The following is a 16522-nucleotide window of genomic DNA, read 5'->3' on the forward strand; positions in this document are numbered from 1 at the left end:
AGATGGAAGGAGAATGGAAAGTGGAATTTAATCCTGCTGAGCTTAATGAAAAGCAAGTTTATAAGTTACTGAGCGGGTCGGTTGTCCCAAGACCCATTGCGTGGGTGTCTACTATATCCGATGAGGGTGAATTGAACCTGGCCCCGTTTAGTTTTTTCTCAGTAGCTTCAAGGAATCCTCCTATGCTCTCGATTTCTATTGGCCCTGGTGTAGGGGAGAGAGAAGGAACCGAAAAGGATACCCTGGTCAATATCCGGGGGCAAAAGGAATTCGTCATCAACGTCGTTCCAACATTTCTCGGCAATGCAATGCAAAAAAGTGCAGAAAATCTTCCGAGCCGCGTCAATGAATTTGAAGCTGCAGGTGTTACGCCTGTTGACAGCGTCGTCGTACAACCAAAACGAGTTAAAGAAGCACCAATCCAAATGGAATGCAAGCTCGACCAAATCATTCAACTTGGAAGTGACCACTTAATCATTGGCCGAATGCTGCGTTATCACATAGAAGAAGAGTACTATCTTGGAAACTACAAAATCAACCTGGACAGACTGCAGCCGCTTGGAAGGCTGGCAGGTAATTATAGTGAAATGAGTTCTTTTTTTCAACTGCCCAGGTGAAGAGAGAAGGTATGAAGGACCAGGTTCCCCTGTCTGTTTGGGCAGAACGAGAACCTGGTCTTATGCTTTTCCTGAATGATCTATGATCAAAACGGATTCTCCCCTCTCAGAAACGGAACAAACACCACATAATTTGAACCGATGAATAAGAGCCAAAAGAAGACCGATGACATTCTCTGTTTGTAGAGCATACTTTCCTTTACTAACAACAAACCGGCAATCAGCGTGTAAAAAACAAATAAAAGATAAGTGACTCCAAACCAATTCACCCATACATTCCCAATAAATTGAATGCCGGAACTTTCGTAAGCAGGTTTTAATATGTAGAAAGTGACAAGAAATCCGGCAGCAAGGAGGGTGAAGAGTTCGGTGAGTTTAAGTAGAGCTTGTTTTATTTCGTTCATAGAGATCCCCTCGTGGATACGTATTATTTGGTTAATTTTACTATAAATATAATGATTGGAAAACCCACCCAGTCTAAAGAGTTTAATTACCCGACTCTCCTCGTTTCTATAGCAAAAACGTGCCGCGTCCTGTCCCCGCCGCTTATTTTCATGTCAAAACAATCATTAGACTTCTTAATACATCAACTCCTCCATATATATTTATAGGATTTAAAAAAAGAGGGGGAAGAGGATGAAGAATTTTGAGAGTAGTGCCGTGTTTGAACATACATTTTGGCTGCAGGTATTAGGGGATCACGCGAGATTTATCCGGGATTCGCTGTATCCATCCCAGACCGATAAAATCAATCGTGCCAAAGAATTTGTCACAGTGTTTGATCGATACTTAGAATCCGTACGTAAAGGGAATATTCGTGATTTTAAGCAGTTTTCTATGGAAGTAGATGCCGTTGTAAAGAAAATGCGTGAATTTAAACTGTCGATCATGAAGGATCAATTGCAAGGGAAAGTGGGGATCCATTTATCTCCGACGTTCATCAATCATATGGTGAATGAGCTAGAAGAATACTTACTCGTAATCAGTTATTTAAGTAAGGGTGAAGCCCCTCCTGTCTATCATGAGCTGCATCATCATATGCTTTGGCTGCTTGATGCCGGCGGCCATGCGGGAGCGATTCATGATGAACTGGATGGCGTAGAAAAAAGGCTGAAAAAGAAAAGCATGGAATTCGGCAAACACTTTGAACAGTTTTACTTAAAAGCCGTAGAGTTGACCGGATATTTGCGGACAAATTTAAGTGAATTCCCTGCCCTTCACCGCTTTAATCAGGATGTCGAAGTGGAAATGCGCTTGTTCAGAACCTTTCTTAAAGAAATTGAAGAGATGGAGCTTTCGGAAGAGGTACTTGGGACGCTTTCCGGCTTAATGGCTGATCACATGGCAAGGGAAGAATGCTATTATTTGATTAAGTTAGCGGAATCCACTGAAGGAAAGGAGCCGGATTGCGATCCGGGCAAGCCGCGCACGAAAGATCCCTATTGATGAGAGCAAAGGGTACGTCGACCCATTCATAGCAACGAGCCACGGAACCTGTCCCGTGACTCGTTGCAATAATATACTATATACCGCCAGAATTTCAGATGTATAGTTAGATGAAAACATTGAAAGGGGTTTTCATCTTGGACTATACATCTTTTATCATCTATTGTTTTGTTGTGACGTTTACACCGGGACCTACGAATATCGTAATATTATCGACAGTACATAATCAGGGATCGAAGAAAGCAATGGAATATACGTATGGGGCAACGATTGCTTTTGGCTTATTACTTGGACTGTCAGCTTTGTTGAATACTGTCCTGATTACGGTCATACCTAGAATCTTGATTGGGATGCAGATAATCGGGACCATTTATATGTTATATCTTTCTTATCAAATCTATAAAATGGATACAGCCAAACAAACTGATAATAAAACAGGGACGTTTATCTCGGGTTTCCTTATGCAGTTTTTAAATCCGAAGGTGGTTTTATTTACATTGACTGTCATTCCAAGCTTCGTTCTGCCCTACTATACCGGCATGCCTGCCATATCAGTAAATGTTATAATGGTAACCATCATTGGGTTTCTCGCATTTGTGACATGGGTTCTTTTCGGAGCGGTCTTCAGGCCCTTTTTACAAAAGCACAGCAGAATTGTGAATGTCATAATGGCATTAAGTTTAGTATATGCGACGGTCATGATCTGGGCATAGGAACGTGTTTGGAAGAGGTGAATGAAGTGGAACAGTTTATTTATAAGAAGGCAGCTGGAATAACAGCGCTGTCTGCAAGTATCACTGATTTTAAATATAAAAAGCATTATCATCAGGAGTATGCCATTGGTGTGACCTTGCGCGGGATTCAACACTATACCTTGGACGGCGGTGTTCAATTGTCCTATCCGAGCGGCGTGATGTTATTTAACCCTGAACAGGCACATGACGGGATGGCGTATAATGAGGAAGGCCTCGATTATGTGATGCTGTACATAGACCCGCAGTTGCTTCTGGAGGTTACCCGGAAAAAGGATATTGTCCGTTTCTCGACTCCCATCGTTTACGATACGGATCTCGAACACCGGGTATTGCGTCTGGCCGATGCCATTGTAACCGAACAAAGTGAGGCTTTGTGCAGTGAATTACTTCTGTCTCTCACAGATCACCTTATCCAACCGGAACTTTCCGTAGAATTGAAGAAGGATCACACACTCATCAGTAAAGCAAAAGACATTCTCCATTCCGAGTCAGGTAATGGACTTAAACTGGAAGAGATAAGTAGAGAACTTCATCTATCAAAATACCAATTCATCCGATTATTCAAATCCCATACCGGCATCACACCCTATCAATACTTCCTCAGCCGTAAAATCGAACGCGCGAAGCAATCTATCGATAAAAACCGGGATGTGTATGCAACAGTCGCTGAATGTGATTTTGTTGATTTGACGCATTTGAATAAACATTTTAAACGAGTATATGGGATTACAGCATTTGAATATATGACGCAGATGCATTGAGGAAAAACAAATCCAGGGAGTGTTTACATTGAAGTTGACCGCTGGAGAGAAAATCCGCTTTGAACGGACATTCACAAAGCAAGTTGTGGAACGTTTCACAAAAGTATCATTGGATGAAGGGAATCACCATACGAACCCTGATGAACAAGGGAGATTGGTGGTGCAGGGTTTATTAACGGCAACATTACCAACAAAAATTGGCGGAGATTACAGTGTACTGGCCCGGACCATGAACTTTGAATTCTTGAGACCCGTCTTTACGGGAGATACGATCAGCTGCGAAGTGACCATTGAACAACTGGAGCGAAAGGATCATAAGAAAGTATCCATCATGGCCGCGTTCCTATGCACAAACCAACACGGTAAACTGGTCCTGAGCGGAAATTTTTCAGGAGTGATTTTAACAGAGGAATAGTCCGATAGCCCAATTCATTAGCCCGTCCCGGCGTGTCATAACGTACGTTGGTGCGGGTTGTTGAATTTGTTGATGGCCAGTGTTTTTACTTCTTCAAGACCTTTTCAAGCTCAATCTCATCTCTTAACGGAATCCCATCATTCCCTATCAACGGGATTTCCGGTTTTAACTCCCTTGCTTTCTGTACAGCATTTTTATGTATTTTCACCAACTGGAAGCCTCTCTTTTGGTAGAACTTCAATGCAGACAAATTATCATTTGTCGTGATCAATTTTACACGGTCGCATTTGTGTTGAGCAGCTGTGCGTTCAACTTTTTGAAGGAGGGAGGAGCCAATTCCTTTGCCTTCTTCTAAACTATCTAGTGAAATCACCTCACATTCATTCTGGTTTAAGACATAGGTTATCATTCCAATAATTTGGTCTTCCACATTTAAAATGGCAAAGCCGTCCAACGCCGAGCAATCAAATATACCGCTCGAAATCACCATCTTCGGGCTCCCCCAGTAGGTGGTAAAGAAATTAATGATTTTATTTTTGTGCAGGTTTTCAGATGGTATGATGTTCATTTTGATCCCTCTCTATATATCTTTACTGGAATTTCCTTTTTTCTCCGGCTATTAGTTCGGACTCTCGCTCATTTTTAAACAAGGATTGAACAATCAAAGCCGCTTCTCTCGGTCTAACGTCAATTGATGGCAGTTCATCGATATCCACCCACACCGGCAGGTAAATTCCTCTGTTTCTTTGAACGACTGTGAATTCTTCACCCTGCCCCGTTCCAAATGTTCCTGATTTCCATTCAGTCAGAAAAAAATATTGGGTTCCGTTAAAGTCCACTTCTGAAATGCATTCTTTCACGTTTACTTCTATCCCTAACTCCTCTAACGCTTCTCTTTTTGCACCCTCTGCAGGTGTTTCTCCATCTTCAATTCCACCGCCGGGAAATACATAGTAAATGGATCCATCTCTTATTCTTTTAATTAAAGCGACTTTATCATGTTCTATTAATATAACAGAGCTTCTGTTTCTCAAAAACTTCATCCCCCTTACATTTTTTCATCATTTTGTTCCATGGAGCATTTGTATATATAATTCCATAGAAAGTGGTTTTATTCCTTGTTTGATGGGGGAAGAGCGATATGAATGGAATGGATTGGTATAATTTGTTAAAAGGCAGAATTAAATTGAATTTAGGCAGGATTAATGCGAATCTTGACAGGAATTGGTCTAAGATCGGCAGTAATAGTGATGTATTCGGCAGGATTATTGTCCGTTCTGGCAGGATTGACTCCGATTGAAAGCCGTAATGATTGTTGAACATGCCGAAACGGCACTTAGTCGATGAAATTGGCTATTTTGAAGGACCTGAGCAGGTGAAAGGTCATAATCTAGCCGGTTTCCGCTCTAATTTTGCCGGCATTTGGATTATCCTTGCTGATATAAAGAACTATTTTGCCGATATGAAAGATATTCTTGCCAAAATGATCAATGATTTAGATTTTTAACATAATGTTCCAAATTACAACACTCGCCACCAAGAAAGTTATTGCCACTTCTCTGAAATGAAGTGTGGCACGCATCTCCTCCAACATACTCTATAATATCTAATCTTGACAATTTTCGAATCTTTAGTAAAATTGTCTTACAAATTATATTCGCATAGAGTCTTGTTGGAAAGAGGGAGAAGATGTGGAAAATTCGAAGAGTATAGATATTAAATCCCTGAGCAGGAAAACGTTATCGAACCAGGTTATTGATGAGATCATCGGGCTGTTGACAAGCGGGAAGTTTAAACCAGGGGATCGCATACCGTCTGAGCTGGAATTAATGGAGATTTGTGATGTAAGCCGGCCGGTGATCAGAGAAGCGATGACGTCGTTGGAAGTGCTGGGGATCGTGAATAGGAAGACCAGAAATGGTACCTTCTTTGCAGAAAAGGTAGGTTCTAAGCCGTTCTCAATGATGTTAGCGCTTTCATCCACGGACTTTGTTTCAATTATTGAGACGAGGGTTGCATTGGAATTGGGATTGATTACAATGGCAGCTGAAAAAATTACGGATGCTGACCTGGCGAGATTAAGAGATTTGATTGAAGAGATGAGAGGTTTGCCTACGGAGGATTCCTCCGAAGTGGATAAAGAATTTCATAAAGCGATTGCCCTTGCTGCTAAAATACCTTTATTTGAGGCGATTATTGACCCTCTGCAAAGCTTCCATCAAAAGGTGCTGGAGCAGATTCCTCTAGAGGATCGTAATTTGGCTCAAACGATCGAGTATCATGTGGATATATATAATGCTCTTGAGAAGCGCGATCCAATCGAGGCATACGCAGCGATGTATCGTCACCTTGATTTTGTCAGAAAGAAAGCAATGAAAAGGTTTAAAGCTGAATAATAATTTTATTGAAATAGTAAACTCAACGAACAATTAATAGGAAGAGCTGCCCGAATAAAGAAAATATCTTTATTCGGTTTTTTTTGTTTAATTTTAATTTTAGAAAATTAAAAATTTTATATTGACTCACATTTTTATTTGTCTTACAATTAAAAACATGAAAATGTAAGCGGATTCTTAATAAAAGTCAGAAGGGGGACTTTTCAATGATGAAGGTATCAGTGACAACGACTAAATTTGATTTAACGGATAATGAATTGAGACAGATGTGCCAATTAGGGGTGGATTGTGTTGACTTTGGTACGGGTTCTTCGTTTCCAGGGGTGAAAGAGCAGGGATTCCCCGATCTGGATGAATTGTTAAAGATGAAGCGTAAAATCCGCTCTTTCGGATTGGATATTAATCGCGTAACATTGCCTGATCTTTCAAAGTCTTTCATGGATGCTGAAGAGGGAAGTGAAGCGGAGCTGGAAAGCTCTGTACAAGCGGTAAAAGTATTTGGGGAAGCGGGCATCAAGATTGTCCGGCAGAGGTTTGCAGGAGATACCTTCAATTATATGACGAAAAGTTATCAGGCAAGGCAAAGGGGTGGAGCGATCGCCCGCGGAGAAAGTCTGGGATTCAATAAAGAGACTTATGAAACTCCTACTCTGGAAGAACATGAAAAATGGTGGGGACGATTCCGGGATGCCTATTCGAAGCTTGTTCCGGTTTGCGAAGACTATGATGTGAACTTAGGCATGCATCCTTCGGACTCTCCGAATCATGATACACCGTTTGGAGGACTGGGGTATCGCCGGATTATGGATGAATTCCCCAGCAAAAACGTGGGTTACATCTACTGTGCAGGAACCCGGGCTGAAGAAGGCGGAAGCCAGTTGGTACTAAATGAGATCAATCATTATGGCAGAAAAGACCGGATTTTCCTGGTCCATTTCCGAAATGTACGGGGTAGCCTTCCTACAGCTGGAGCCTTTGAAGAAGCCTTATTGGATGATGGGGATATGAATATGTTTAAAATTCTCCTTGAGCTTCGCAAAGTAGGCTATAAAGGCTGTCTGAATCCGGATCATGTCCCGATGATGGAGGGAGATCAACCGGATCTAGATGGAAACTGGGCCCATTCGAATATCGGGTGGAGCTACGGCAGCGTTGGTTTCGCCTATTCAATCGGATACATTAAAGCGCTGCTTGCGGCACTTGTGGAGTTCGAAGGATAGAAAAACAGGGGAAGGTGGGAGTTTATGATCAGGGTCAACAAGGATATAGTTGCAAGCGCTTTCTTGATACTCTTTTCAGCCGTAATGTACGCGGCATCGAACAATATTATGAAGCTGACGGTTTCTAAAGTGGGAGCAGACTTTGCTCCGAAGCTGGTTGCGATCGGCATTTTCATTCTGAGTGTATTCTATTTGATCAATTCTATTAAACAATTGAAAGGTTCAAACGGCGGGGAAACAGGGGAGCTTGAGCAAGAGGATGATGGAGATCAAAAGGAAAAGAAGAAGATAAGTCCTTTGTCCGTTTTTGCTACGGTTGGTTTATTGGTTCTGTATGTTGCTTTGCTGCCAATCATCGGTTTTCTGATCACGACTGTGGTCTATCTGTTTGCCCAAATGTATTTGTTGGCTGATAAGAAGGAAAGGAAAATTCCAATATTTCTTGTTACATCGGTGGTTACATCCGTAGTTGTTTATTTTATTTTCAAATCGATTTTCTTTTTAATGCTGCCAGCAGGAATTTTAGGATAGGGGGGTTTGTATGTTTGAGTTAATTCTAGAAGGGTTTGCCTCGGTATTAACGATTAAGACGATCGCTTACATTCTCGGAGGGGTCGCACTTGGATTGATCTTCGGTTCCATTCCCGGTTTGACTGCGACAATGGCCATTGCCATCACCCTGCCGATCACGTTTGGCATGGAACCAATCGCCGCCATGTCTTTACTGATGGGACTATACATAGGGGGAGTATCGGGTGGATTGGTTCCTGCAATCCTGTTGAATCTTCCAGGAACTCCATCGTCCATCGCCACCACATTCGATGGGTTCCCAATGGCCAAAAAAGGGCAGGCGGGACCGGCTTTCGGCTATGCGATTTTGTTTTCTTTTCTTGGTGGTTTACTGAGTATCATCGTTTTGATGTTACTTGCTCCTCCATTGGCAAAGCTGGCCCTTGAATTCGGACCTTTTGAATATTTTGCCATTACAATTTTTGCCTTGACGATGATATCCAGCTTATCAGGCGGGTCGCTGATCAAAGGACTATTGAGCGGATTGCTTGGAATTGCCCTGGCCATGGTAGGTTCAGCGCCGATTGATGCATTCCCGCGATTTACGTTCGGATTTAAAGATCTGAATGCAGGATTTCAATTGCTTCCTGTATTGATTGGATTGTTTGCTGTCTCCGAAATCATTAAATCTTCTGAGACGAAACTGAAAAAAGGTCAATCCGTCCAATATAAATTAAAAGGCTTTGGATTTTCATTGAAAGATTTTTTCAAACAGGGGTGGAATGGTTTAAGGTCTTCATTAATCGGGATCGGAATCGGTATCCTGCCTGGTATAGGCGGCGGTACAGCGAATATTATCGCTTATGTCACAGCAAAGAACCAATCGAAGAAGTCTGATGAATTCGGGAAAGGGATTCCAGATGGAGTTGTGGCTTCCGAGTCTGCAAATAATGCCGCAGTCGGGGGAGCACTCGTTCCATTGATTTCATTGGGAATTCCAGGTGATACTGTTACAGCTTTGCTTCTTGGTGGATTAATTCTACATGGGCTGAGTCCGGGGCCATTGCTTATCGAAAATAATGGAGATGTGGTTTATGGCATATTTGCTGCCTTGATCATCGCGAACTTCTTTATGATCGCTATGTTGTTCTGGGGAATGAGAATATTTACGAAAGTATTGAGCATTCCTCAGTATATCCTTCTTCCAATCATTCTCGTTCTCTGTGTTGTCGGGGCTATTGGAGTGAATAACCGATTATTTGATGCAGGCGCTCTATTATTCTTTGGAATTCTCGGTTATGCCATGCTGAAGTTTCACTTTCCGATTACACCGGTCATTCTTGGTTTTATATTAGGACCGCTTGCAGAAACAAATCTGCGAAGAGGGCTAATGTATTCGAAGGGTGATTTCACACCGTTTTTAACAGAGCCTATTGCTGCTGTATTCCTGACTTTAGCGTTGTTGTCTGTATTATTTAAAATCAGAAGCAATTACAAGAAAAAGCGGGATCATGATTCTAATCATACAATCAGTTTGTAACGCAAGGAAGAACGTTGATTTTAATAGGAAGAATCCTATTGAAATAATAAATCTGGGAGGTAAAGTATGAAGAATTCATTTAAAGGTATTTTGTTTGCTGTAACGTTGCTGGTGTTTGCCACGGTGTTGGCGGGATGCTCTGACACAAGTTCAGGCAGTAAAGAGGTTGAGGCAAGTGATTACCCAACGAAACCGATAACGGTTGTCGTGCCTGCCGGAGCGGGCGGGGATACTGACGCGAATGCAAGACTGCTTGGTAAGTACCTTGAAGAAGAACTGGGTCAGCCGGTTGTCATTTCGAATGTAACTGGAGCAGGCGGTACAGTCGGTGCCAATGAAGTGCTCGATGCAGAGGCCGATGGTCATACGGTTCTATTCTTCCATAACTCCTTATTGTTAAACAGAATACTGGGTCTGACCGAAGACAGCTATGATACTTTTAAACTGGCTGGAATTGCTGTATTAGACCAGGGTAATACCTTCATGGTGAGTGGAGATTCTAAGTTTAAGGATCTGCAGGACATGGTTGAATATGCCCGTGCCAATCCAGGAGAGGTTTCCATTGCAACAGAAGTTGGCGGGTTCACACATCTTCAATTATTAGCTTTGCAAAAAGACCAGAATATCGAGTTGAATATCGTCGATGTAGGTGGCGCCTCTGAAAAAGTGACAGCATTATTGGGCGGTCATGTAGATATCGTCCCTACATCATTAGGTCTGGTGAAAGACTATGTTGAATCAGGAGACATGAGATCACTCGGAATCATGGCAAGCGAGAGGGTTGACCTAATGCCGGATGTCCCTACATTTGCCGAGCAAGGTGTAAACAGTGAGTTTGAAAAGTTTTTCTTCTATGGCTTCAACCCGGATACGCCGGATAAGATCGTAGATGCATTTTCCAAGGCTGTTGAGAAAGTGGTCAATAACGAAAAGTATGTCAAAGAGGCAGAGAAATTCCTTGTAACCCCGACATACTTGAATCCAGAAGAAGCGAATGCGTATATGAAAAAGGCTGAGGAAAAATATATCGAATTAAATAAGGAATAACTGAAATCCATAGGCAAAGGTTTTATGGGCATCTATTTTTCAAAAAATAACAGGTAATGAACATTTTTTCAATAGGAAGTTGACACACAATGACCATTGTCTTTCATTTTAATTTAATTGTAAGACAAATAAACGAATATGCTGTCTATCTATGAAGGGAATGAGCGGTTTGATTAAGAAAAGGAAAGCACCAACTGGAATTTTAGGTTTCCCTACTGCACCTTACACTGAAAGCGGTGAGATTGATGAGAAAGCATTAGCTAAGAATATCAATTTCCTGATTAAAGAAGGACTGTCATCGATTTTCATTGCCTGTGGTTCAGGTGAATTTCATGCATTGAATAAAGCTGAATATCAAACGATGGTTGAAGTGGCGGTTTCTATTACGAATGGAAGAGTGCCGGTCTACTCTGGAGTCGGCGGCAACATTGCAGATGCCATTGAACAAGTCCGGCTGTCGGAAAATCTGGGCGTGAACGGATTTTTAATTCTTCCACCTTATCTCATTGAAGGAGAACAGGAAGGGTTATACAACTACTACAAGACCATTATTCAAAAAAGCAGTCTGCCTGCGATTCTTTATCAAAGAGATAACGCCGTTTTACAATTGCCATCATTACAGAAGCTGATCGAGGAATTGCCGCAGATTGTTGGTGTCAAAGACGGCTGCGGAAATATGGAATTGAATCTGGAGCTGACAAAAACCATTGGGGATAGAGTGGAATGGTTAAACGGTATGCCTTTCGCGGAAATCACCATGCCTGCCTATCATTCTATCGGATTCAATTCCTATTCTTCCGCCATGTCGAATTACATTCCGCATGTCTCGAGGCTTTATTACGATGCACTGAATGAAGGAAATGAAGAGCTTGTAAAAGAGATTTATGTGAATGTACTCCTTCCAATCAACCAAATCAGAAAAGCTCGTAAAGGGTATGCCGTTTCTTTGATCAAGGCAGGAATGGAAATTGTCGGGCTTCCCGTTGCCAATACAGTCCGCCCGCCATGTATTCCGGTTGAGAAAGAACACTATGTACAATTGAAGACCATCATCGAGAGGACATTGGAAAGATACCCTGCTCAACAGTCAGAATCGAAGGAATTAATCTAGAAAATTGGTAGGTTGCCTTTTTCGTAGAAAGTGACTGTAAATTGACTATGGTAGTACGGAATATTAAAGGAGGAGAAACATGACTGTAGAAATTAAAAATAAAACGTATTTGAATCTAATCAATGGTGAGTGGAAGGAATCAGTGAGCGGAGATGTTCAACCAAGCTTAAACCCGGCAGATCGAGCTGAAATTGTCGGATACGTACAGATGTCGACGAAAGAGGAGGCAGACAAAGCGGTTGTTGCTGCCAAAGAAGCACAAAAAGCCTGGAGAAAGTTAGCCGGCAGCGAAAGAGGCGCGTTCTTATACAAAGCTGCAGACATACTTGAAAGAAGAACGGATGAAATTGCAGAATGCATGACACGGGAAATGGGGAAAACCTTTCCTGAAGCGAAAGGGGAAACAGCCCGCGGAGTCGCCCTCCTTCGTTATTATGCAGGTGAAGGAATGCGTAAAGTGGGAGATGTCATCCCATCTACTGACAGCAATGCATTGATGTTCACAAGCAGAGTACCGCTCGGAGTCGTTGGTGTCATCACTCCATGGAATTTCCCGGTGGCCATTCCGATCTGGAAAATGGCTCCTGCACTCATCTATGGGAATACGGTCGTATTAAAACCTGCACAAGAAGCAGCGGTTACTGCGGCAAAAGTCATAGAATGTTTTGAAGAGGCCGGACTTCCAAAAGGTGTTGTGAACTTTGTGACTGGTTCCGGCTCAATCATCGGGCAGGCACTTACCGATCATCCCGATGTAAATGGAATTACATTCACTGGTTCCAATTCGGTTGGTAAAGCCATCGGTCAGGCAGCGCTGGCACGTGGAGCCAAATACCAATTGGAAATGGGCGGTAAAAACCCTGTCATCGTGGCCGCGGATGCCGATCTGGATCTGGCAGTGGAGGCGACAATCAGCGGGGCGTTCAGGTCCACAGGTCAAAAATGCACAGCAACAAGCCGTGTCATCGTGGAGGCAGAAGTCTTTGAAGACTTTAAAGACAGGTTAGTGGCTAAAACGAAGGAGATCACAATTGGGAACGGGTTGAAAGATGGTATTTGGCTTGGACCTTGTGCAAGTGAAGGACAGATGAAAACGGTCCTCTCCTATATCGAAAAAGGAAAACAAGAAGGAGCAAGACTGTTAACCGGCGGCAGCCAGCTGACTGAAGAAGACCTTGAGAAAGGGTACTTCGTAGAACCGACGATATTCGATAATGTGACTTCAGACATGACGATTGCACAGGAAGAGATATTCGGTCCCGTCATTGTATTGATCCAGGTCAATACACTTGAGGATGGACTTGCGATTGCGAATGATGTCCAGTACGGCTTAAGTGCATCAATCTTCACACGTAACATTTCCAGCATGCTTTCATTCATTGAGGAGATGGAAGCCGGTCTGGTGCGAATTAACGCAGAAAGCGCTGGAGTGGAGCTTCAAGCTCCGTTCGGCGGAATGAAGCAATCAAGCTCACATTCCCGTGAGCAAGGTGAAGCGGCTAAAGAGTTCTTTACCTCGATTAAGACAGTATTTGTTAAGTAGTGTATTCAAAAAAGGTTTTCACAAAGGAAAGAAGAATATGTAGGTGAATCTGTAAATAAGGGGTGGGTACGATCGAACAGCAACTAACAGCAAAGCAGGTATCGGACGAAAAGCCAACTCATACACCGGTCATCACGGATATGAAAGTCATTCCGGTTGCCGGTCATGACAGTATGTTATTAAATCTCAGCGGGGCCCATGGCCCCTGCTTTACCCGGAATGTCATTATCCTAAAGGATAATTCTGGTCATACAGGCGTAGGGGAGGTCCCGGGCGGAGAAGCGATTCGCAAAACACTGGAGGATGCCGGACCGATTGTCATCGGCCAGTCCATTGGCAGGTACCATACCATTCTTAATTCTGTACGGAAACAATTCAGTGATCGTGACGCCGCCGGAAGGGGTCTTCAAACATTTGATCTGCGGGTGACGATCCATGCGGTGACAGCTTTAGAAGCTGCTCTCCTTGATCTGTTGGGGAAACATCTGAATGTACCCGCAGCCGCATTGCTCGGCGAAGGGCAGCAGCGCGATGAAGTGGAGATGCTTGGGTATTTGTTTTATGTAGGTGACAGGGCGAAAACAGATCTTCCTTACCTCAGTGATCTGAACAATGAATCTGATTGGTTCCGCTTGCGTCATGAAGAAGCGATGACACCTGAAGCCATTGTCAGGCTGGCGGAAGCTGCCCGTGACAAGTATGGGTTCAATGACTTTAAATTAAAAGGCGGTGTGCTGCGGGGGAAAGAAGAGATAGAAGCTGTATCCGCCCTTGCCGAACGGTTCCCTGGTGCCAGGGTGACGCTTGATCCGAATGGTGCCTGGTCATTGGATGAAGCGGTCCGTTTATGCCGTGACCAGCACCATGTCCTTGCCTATGCAGAAGATCCATGCGGCGCTGAAAATGGGTATTCAGCAAGAGAAATCATGGCAGAATTCAGACGATCAACGGGTCTTAAGACCGCAACCAATATGATTGCGACGGACTGGAGGCAGATGGGGCATTCCATTCAGCTGCATTCGGTGGATATTCCGCTTGCTGACCCCCACTTCTGGACGATGCAGGGTTCAGTCCGGGTTGCACAGATGTGTCATGATTGGGGATTGACATGGGGGTCGCATTCGAATAATCATTTTGACATTTCACTGGCCATGTTCACTCATGTTGCTGCAGCTGCGCCGGGGAGTATTACAGCCATCGATACCCACTGGATCTGGCAGGATGGACAGCAGTTGACGAAAGAGCCATTCAAGATTCAGGACGGTAAGGTAAAAGTACCTGATAAACCGGGACTGGGAGTTGAAGTCGACATGGATCAAATTGAAAAGGCTCATGCCCTATATAAAAAAGAAGGACTGGGGAGCCGGGATGATTCCGTTGCCATGCAATATTTAATCCCCGGATGGACATTTAATCATAAGAAGCCATGTTTGGTAAGATAACACGAGCGATTTCTAAATATAAGACTAAAGGAGACGTTTCAAATGTCTTTAAATGAAATTCCGCTATATATTCAGATAAACCCGCAGGATAACGTAGCGATTATTGTCAATTCGAAAGGTCTTGCGGAAGGGACCCATTTCCCTTGTGGACTTGAATTGATGGAATACGTTCCACAAGGTCACAAAGTAACGCTGACGGATCTTGCAAGTGGAGATGCCATAATTCGTTACGGCGAAGTGATCGGGTATGCTGCCTCCCCTGTTAAAAAGGGAAGCTGGATGAAAGAATCGCTCGTCATGCTCCCGACACCGCCAGAATTGGATGAACTTCAGCTCGCTACGAAAATTCCTGACGCGCTTCCGCCTCTTGAAGGATTTACCTTTGAAGGGTATCGGAACTCCGATGGGAGTGCTGGAATCAAGAACATCCTCGGTATTACAACAAGTGTTCAATGTGTGTCTGGTGTACTGGATTATGCAGTTAGGGAAATCAAGAAAGAAATCCTGCCGAACTATCCGAACGTTCATGATGTTGTAGCTATTAATCATACATATGGGTGTGGAGTCGCCATCAACGCACCGGATGCAGAAATCCCGATCCGAACGATCCAGAATATCGCAAGGCATCCCAATTTTGGAGGGGAGCTGCTTGTTGTCGGATTGGGGTGTGAAAAGCTTGCTCCAAGCAGACTTGTCCCTGACGGTGAGAGTGGATCGATCGTTTCATTACAGGACCAGAACGGATTTACGACCATGATTCAAACTATTAAAGAAAAGGCAGAAGAACGTCTCGTCACTTTAAACCGTCGACAGCGGGAAACGTGTCCAGTCTCCGATTTGGTTGTCGGGCTTCAGTGCGGCGGCAGCGACGCCTTCTCAGGAGTGACCGCGAACCCCGCAGTCGGTTTCGCAGCAGATTTATTGGTGCGGGCCGGAGCAACGGTTTTATTCTCTGAAGTGACAGAAGTCCGGGATGCTGTTCATTTACTTACACCGAGGGCTGTAAATGAAAAGGTCGGAAAAGATCTTATCAAAGAAATGAAGTGGTATGACGAGTATCTGATGAGAGGGGAAGCAGACAGAAGTGCCAATCCCTCACCAGGAAATAAAAAAGGAGGACTCTCCAATGTTGTAGAAAAATCACTCGGTTCGATTGCGAAATCTGGCCGAAGTCCTATCTCTGGAGTATTATCACCGGGTGAAAAAGCGGAACATAAGGGGCTTTTATTTGCGGCTACACCTGCCAGCGACTTTGTATGCGGGACGCTCCAACTGGCATCAGGAATGCATTTACAGGTATTCACAACCGGCAGAGGGACCCCTTACGGATTGGCCATGGCACCGGTGATCAAAGTCTCGACCAGAAATGCGCTGATGGAGCAATGGCATGATCTGATCGACGTCAATGCCGGTCAAATTGCAACTGGTGAGGCCGCCATCGAGGACGTTGGCTGGGAGCTTTTTTATTATATAGTAGACGTGGCAAGCGGGAGAAAACAGACATGGGCTGAGAAATGGAGCCTGCACAATGACTTGGCATTATTCAACCCTGCCCCGGTTACATGAAAATGGTTTAATGAAAAGGCATACCCTTCATACGGGTTGCCTTTCTCTTGTTATAAAAAGATTACGCTACTTGTGCAGAAATGGAGTTCATGAGCGCGCTGTTTTCAAGGTTCGATCGAACAATGACATGTGTGTAAAACTATAAAGCATGCG

At 43.6% G+C, this 16522-nt stretch carries 19 protein-coding genes; 16 read left to right on the forward strand and 3 right to left on the reverse strand.

Going from position 1 to position 16522, the window contains the following annotated elements; all coding sequences use genetic code 11:
- Window positions 1-20 precede the first annotated feature (20 nt).
- Complete coding sequence (locus V6B33_RS02180; protein WP_334216095.1) at window positions 21-617, forward strand: flavin reductase family protein; 597 nt, start codon at window positions 21-23, stop codon at window positions 615-617.
- Window positions 618-703: 86 nt separating this feature from the next.
- Here the strand turns inward: V6B33_RS02180 and V6B33_RS02185 are convergent, their stop codons facing one another.
- Entirely contained in the window at window positions 704-1021 is a 318-nt protein-coding gene (locus tag V6B33_RS02185; protein WP_334216096.1) for a hypothetical protein, read from the reverse strand.
- A gap of 232 nt (window positions 1022-1253) precedes the next feature.
- Between V6B33_RS02185 and V6B33_RS02190 the strand changes: the two genes are divergently transcribed.
- The 4 genes from V6B33_RS02190 to V6B33_RS02205 all read left to right on the forward strand — a co-directional run bounded on the left by V6B33_RS02190 (window position 1254) and on the right by V6B33_RS02205 (window position 3994).
- Window positions 1254-2063, forward strand: a complete 810-nt coding sequence (locus tag V6B33_RS02190; protein WP_334216097.1) for a DUF2935 domain-containing protein — start codon at window positions 1254-1256, stop codon at window positions 2061-2063.
- Window positions 2064-2200: 137 nt separating this feature from the next.
- Window positions 2201-2776 (forward strand): LysE family translocator, encoded by a 576-nt coding sequence (locus tag V6B33_RS02195; RefSeq protein ID WP_334216098.1) that lies wholly within the window; start codon window positions 2201-2203, stop codon window positions 2774-2776.
- Between the two features lie 26 nt (window positions 2777-2802).
- Window positions 2803-3579 (forward strand): helix-turn-helix domain-containing protein, encoded by a 777-nt coding sequence (locus V6B33_RS02200; RefSeq protein ID WP_334216099.1) that lies wholly within the window; start codon window positions 2803-2805, stop codon window positions 3577-3579.
- Between the two features lie 28 nt (window positions 3580-3607).
- Complete coding sequence (locus V6B33_RS02205) at window positions 3608-3994, forward strand: hotdog domain-containing protein (protein ID WP_334216100.1); 387 nt, start codon at window positions 3608-3610, stop codon at window positions 3992-3994.
- 85 nt (window positions 3995-4079) lie between these two features.
- Here the strand turns inward: V6B33_RS02205 and V6B33_RS02210 are convergent, their stop codons facing one another.
- Both V6B33_RS02210 and V6B33_RS02215 read right to left on the reverse strand, forming a co-directional pair.
- Complete coding sequence (locus V6B33_RS02210; RefSeq protein WP_334216101.1) at window positions 4080-4562, reverse strand: GNAT family N-acetyltransferase; 483 nt, start codon at window positions 4560-4562, stop codon at window positions 4080-4082.
- Between the two features lie 22 nt (window positions 4563-4584).
- A complete protein-coding gene (locus V6B33_RS02215) occupies window positions 4585-5028 on the reverse strand; it encodes an NUDIX hydrolase (RefSeq protein WP_442915438.1) in 444 nt (147 codons plus the stop codon).
- A gap of 107 nt (window positions 5029-5135) precedes the next feature.
- Here V6B33_RS02215 and V6B33_RS02220 point away from each other — a divergent pair, with 107 nt between their 5' ends.
- The 11 genes from V6B33_RS02220 (at window position 5136) to garD (ending at window position 16369) form a co-directional block, all read left to right on the forward strand.
- Window positions 5136-5294: a hypothetical protein gene (locus V6B33_RS02220; RefSeq protein ID WP_334216103.1), complete on the forward strand. Its 159-nt coding sequence runs from the start codon at window positions 5136-5138 to the stop codon at window positions 5292-5294.
- 21 nt (window positions 5295-5315) lie between these two features.
- Complete coding sequence (locus V6B33_RS02225) at window positions 5316-5501, forward strand: hypothetical protein (RefSeq protein WP_334216104.1); 186 nt, start codon at window positions 5316-5318, stop codon at window positions 5499-5501.
- 184 nt (window positions 5502-5685) lie between these two features.
- The gene (locus tag V6B33_RS02230; RefSeq protein ID WP_334216105.1) at window positions 5686-6390 is read left to right on the forward strand and encodes a FadR/GntR family transcriptional regulator; all 705 of its coding nucleotides are present in this window, start codon (window positions 5686-5688) and stop codon (window positions 6388-6390) included.
- Between the two features lie 206 nt (window positions 6391-6596).
- A complete protein-coding gene (locus V6B33_RS02235) occupies window positions 6597-7610 on the forward strand; it encodes a mannonate dehydratase (protein WP_334216106.1) in 1014 nt (337 codons plus the stop codon).
- A 24-nt stretch (window positions 7611-7634) separates the two neighbouring features.
- Window positions 7635-8141 carry a tripartite tricarboxylate transporter TctB family protein gene (locus V6B33_RS02240; RefSeq protein ID WP_334216107.1) on the forward strand — a complete coding sequence of 169 codons (507 nt, stop codon included), beginning with the start codon at window positions 7635-7637 and terminating at the stop codon, window positions 8139-8141.
- 10 nt (window positions 8142-8151) lie between these two features.
- The gene (locus tag V6B33_RS02245; RefSeq protein ID WP_334216108.1) at window positions 8152-9660 is read left to right on the forward strand and encodes a tripartite tricarboxylate transporter permease; all 1509 of its coding nucleotides are present in this window, start codon (window positions 8152-8154) and stop codon (window positions 9658-9660) included.
- 66 nt (window positions 9661-9726) lie between these two features.
- On the forward strand, window positions 9727-10707 hold the full coding sequence (locus V6B33_RS02250) for a tripartite tricarboxylate transporter substrate binding protein (RefSeq protein ID WP_334216109.1): 981 nt from the start codon (window positions 9727-9729) through the stop codon (window positions 10705-10707).
- Window positions 10708-10876: 169 nt separating this feature from the next.
- A complete protein-coding gene (gene kdgD / locus V6B33_RS02255) occupies window positions 10877-11818 on the forward strand; it encodes a 5-dehydro-4-deoxyglucarate dehydratase (RefSeq protein ID WP_334216110.1) in 942 nt (313 codons plus the stop codon).
- A 79-nt stretch (window positions 11819-11897) separates the two neighbouring features.
- Entirely contained in the window at window positions 11898-13361 is a 1464-nt protein-coding gene (gucD, locus tag V6B33_RS02260) for an alpha-ketoglutaric semialdehyde dehydrogenase GucD (RefSeq protein WP_334216111.1), read from the forward strand.
- Between the two features lie 71 nt (window positions 13362-13432).
- Entirely contained in the window at window positions 13433-14803 is a 1371-nt protein-coding gene (gene gudD, locus V6B33_RS02265) for a glucarate dehydratase (RefSeq protein ID WP_334216412.1), read from the forward strand.
- Between the two features lie 42 nt (window positions 14804-14845).
- Window positions 14846-16369, forward strand: a complete 1524-nt coding sequence (gene garD, locus V6B33_RS02270; RefSeq protein WP_334216112.1) for a galactarate dehydratase — start codon at window positions 14846-14848, stop codon at window positions 16367-16369.
- Window positions 16370-16522 lie beyond the last annotated feature (153 nt).

The organism is Mangrovibacillus sp. Mu-81 (assembly GCF_036867415.1).
Taxonomy (GTDB): domain Bacteria; phylum Bacillota; class Bacilli; order Bacillales; family Bacillaceae_B; genus Rossellomorea.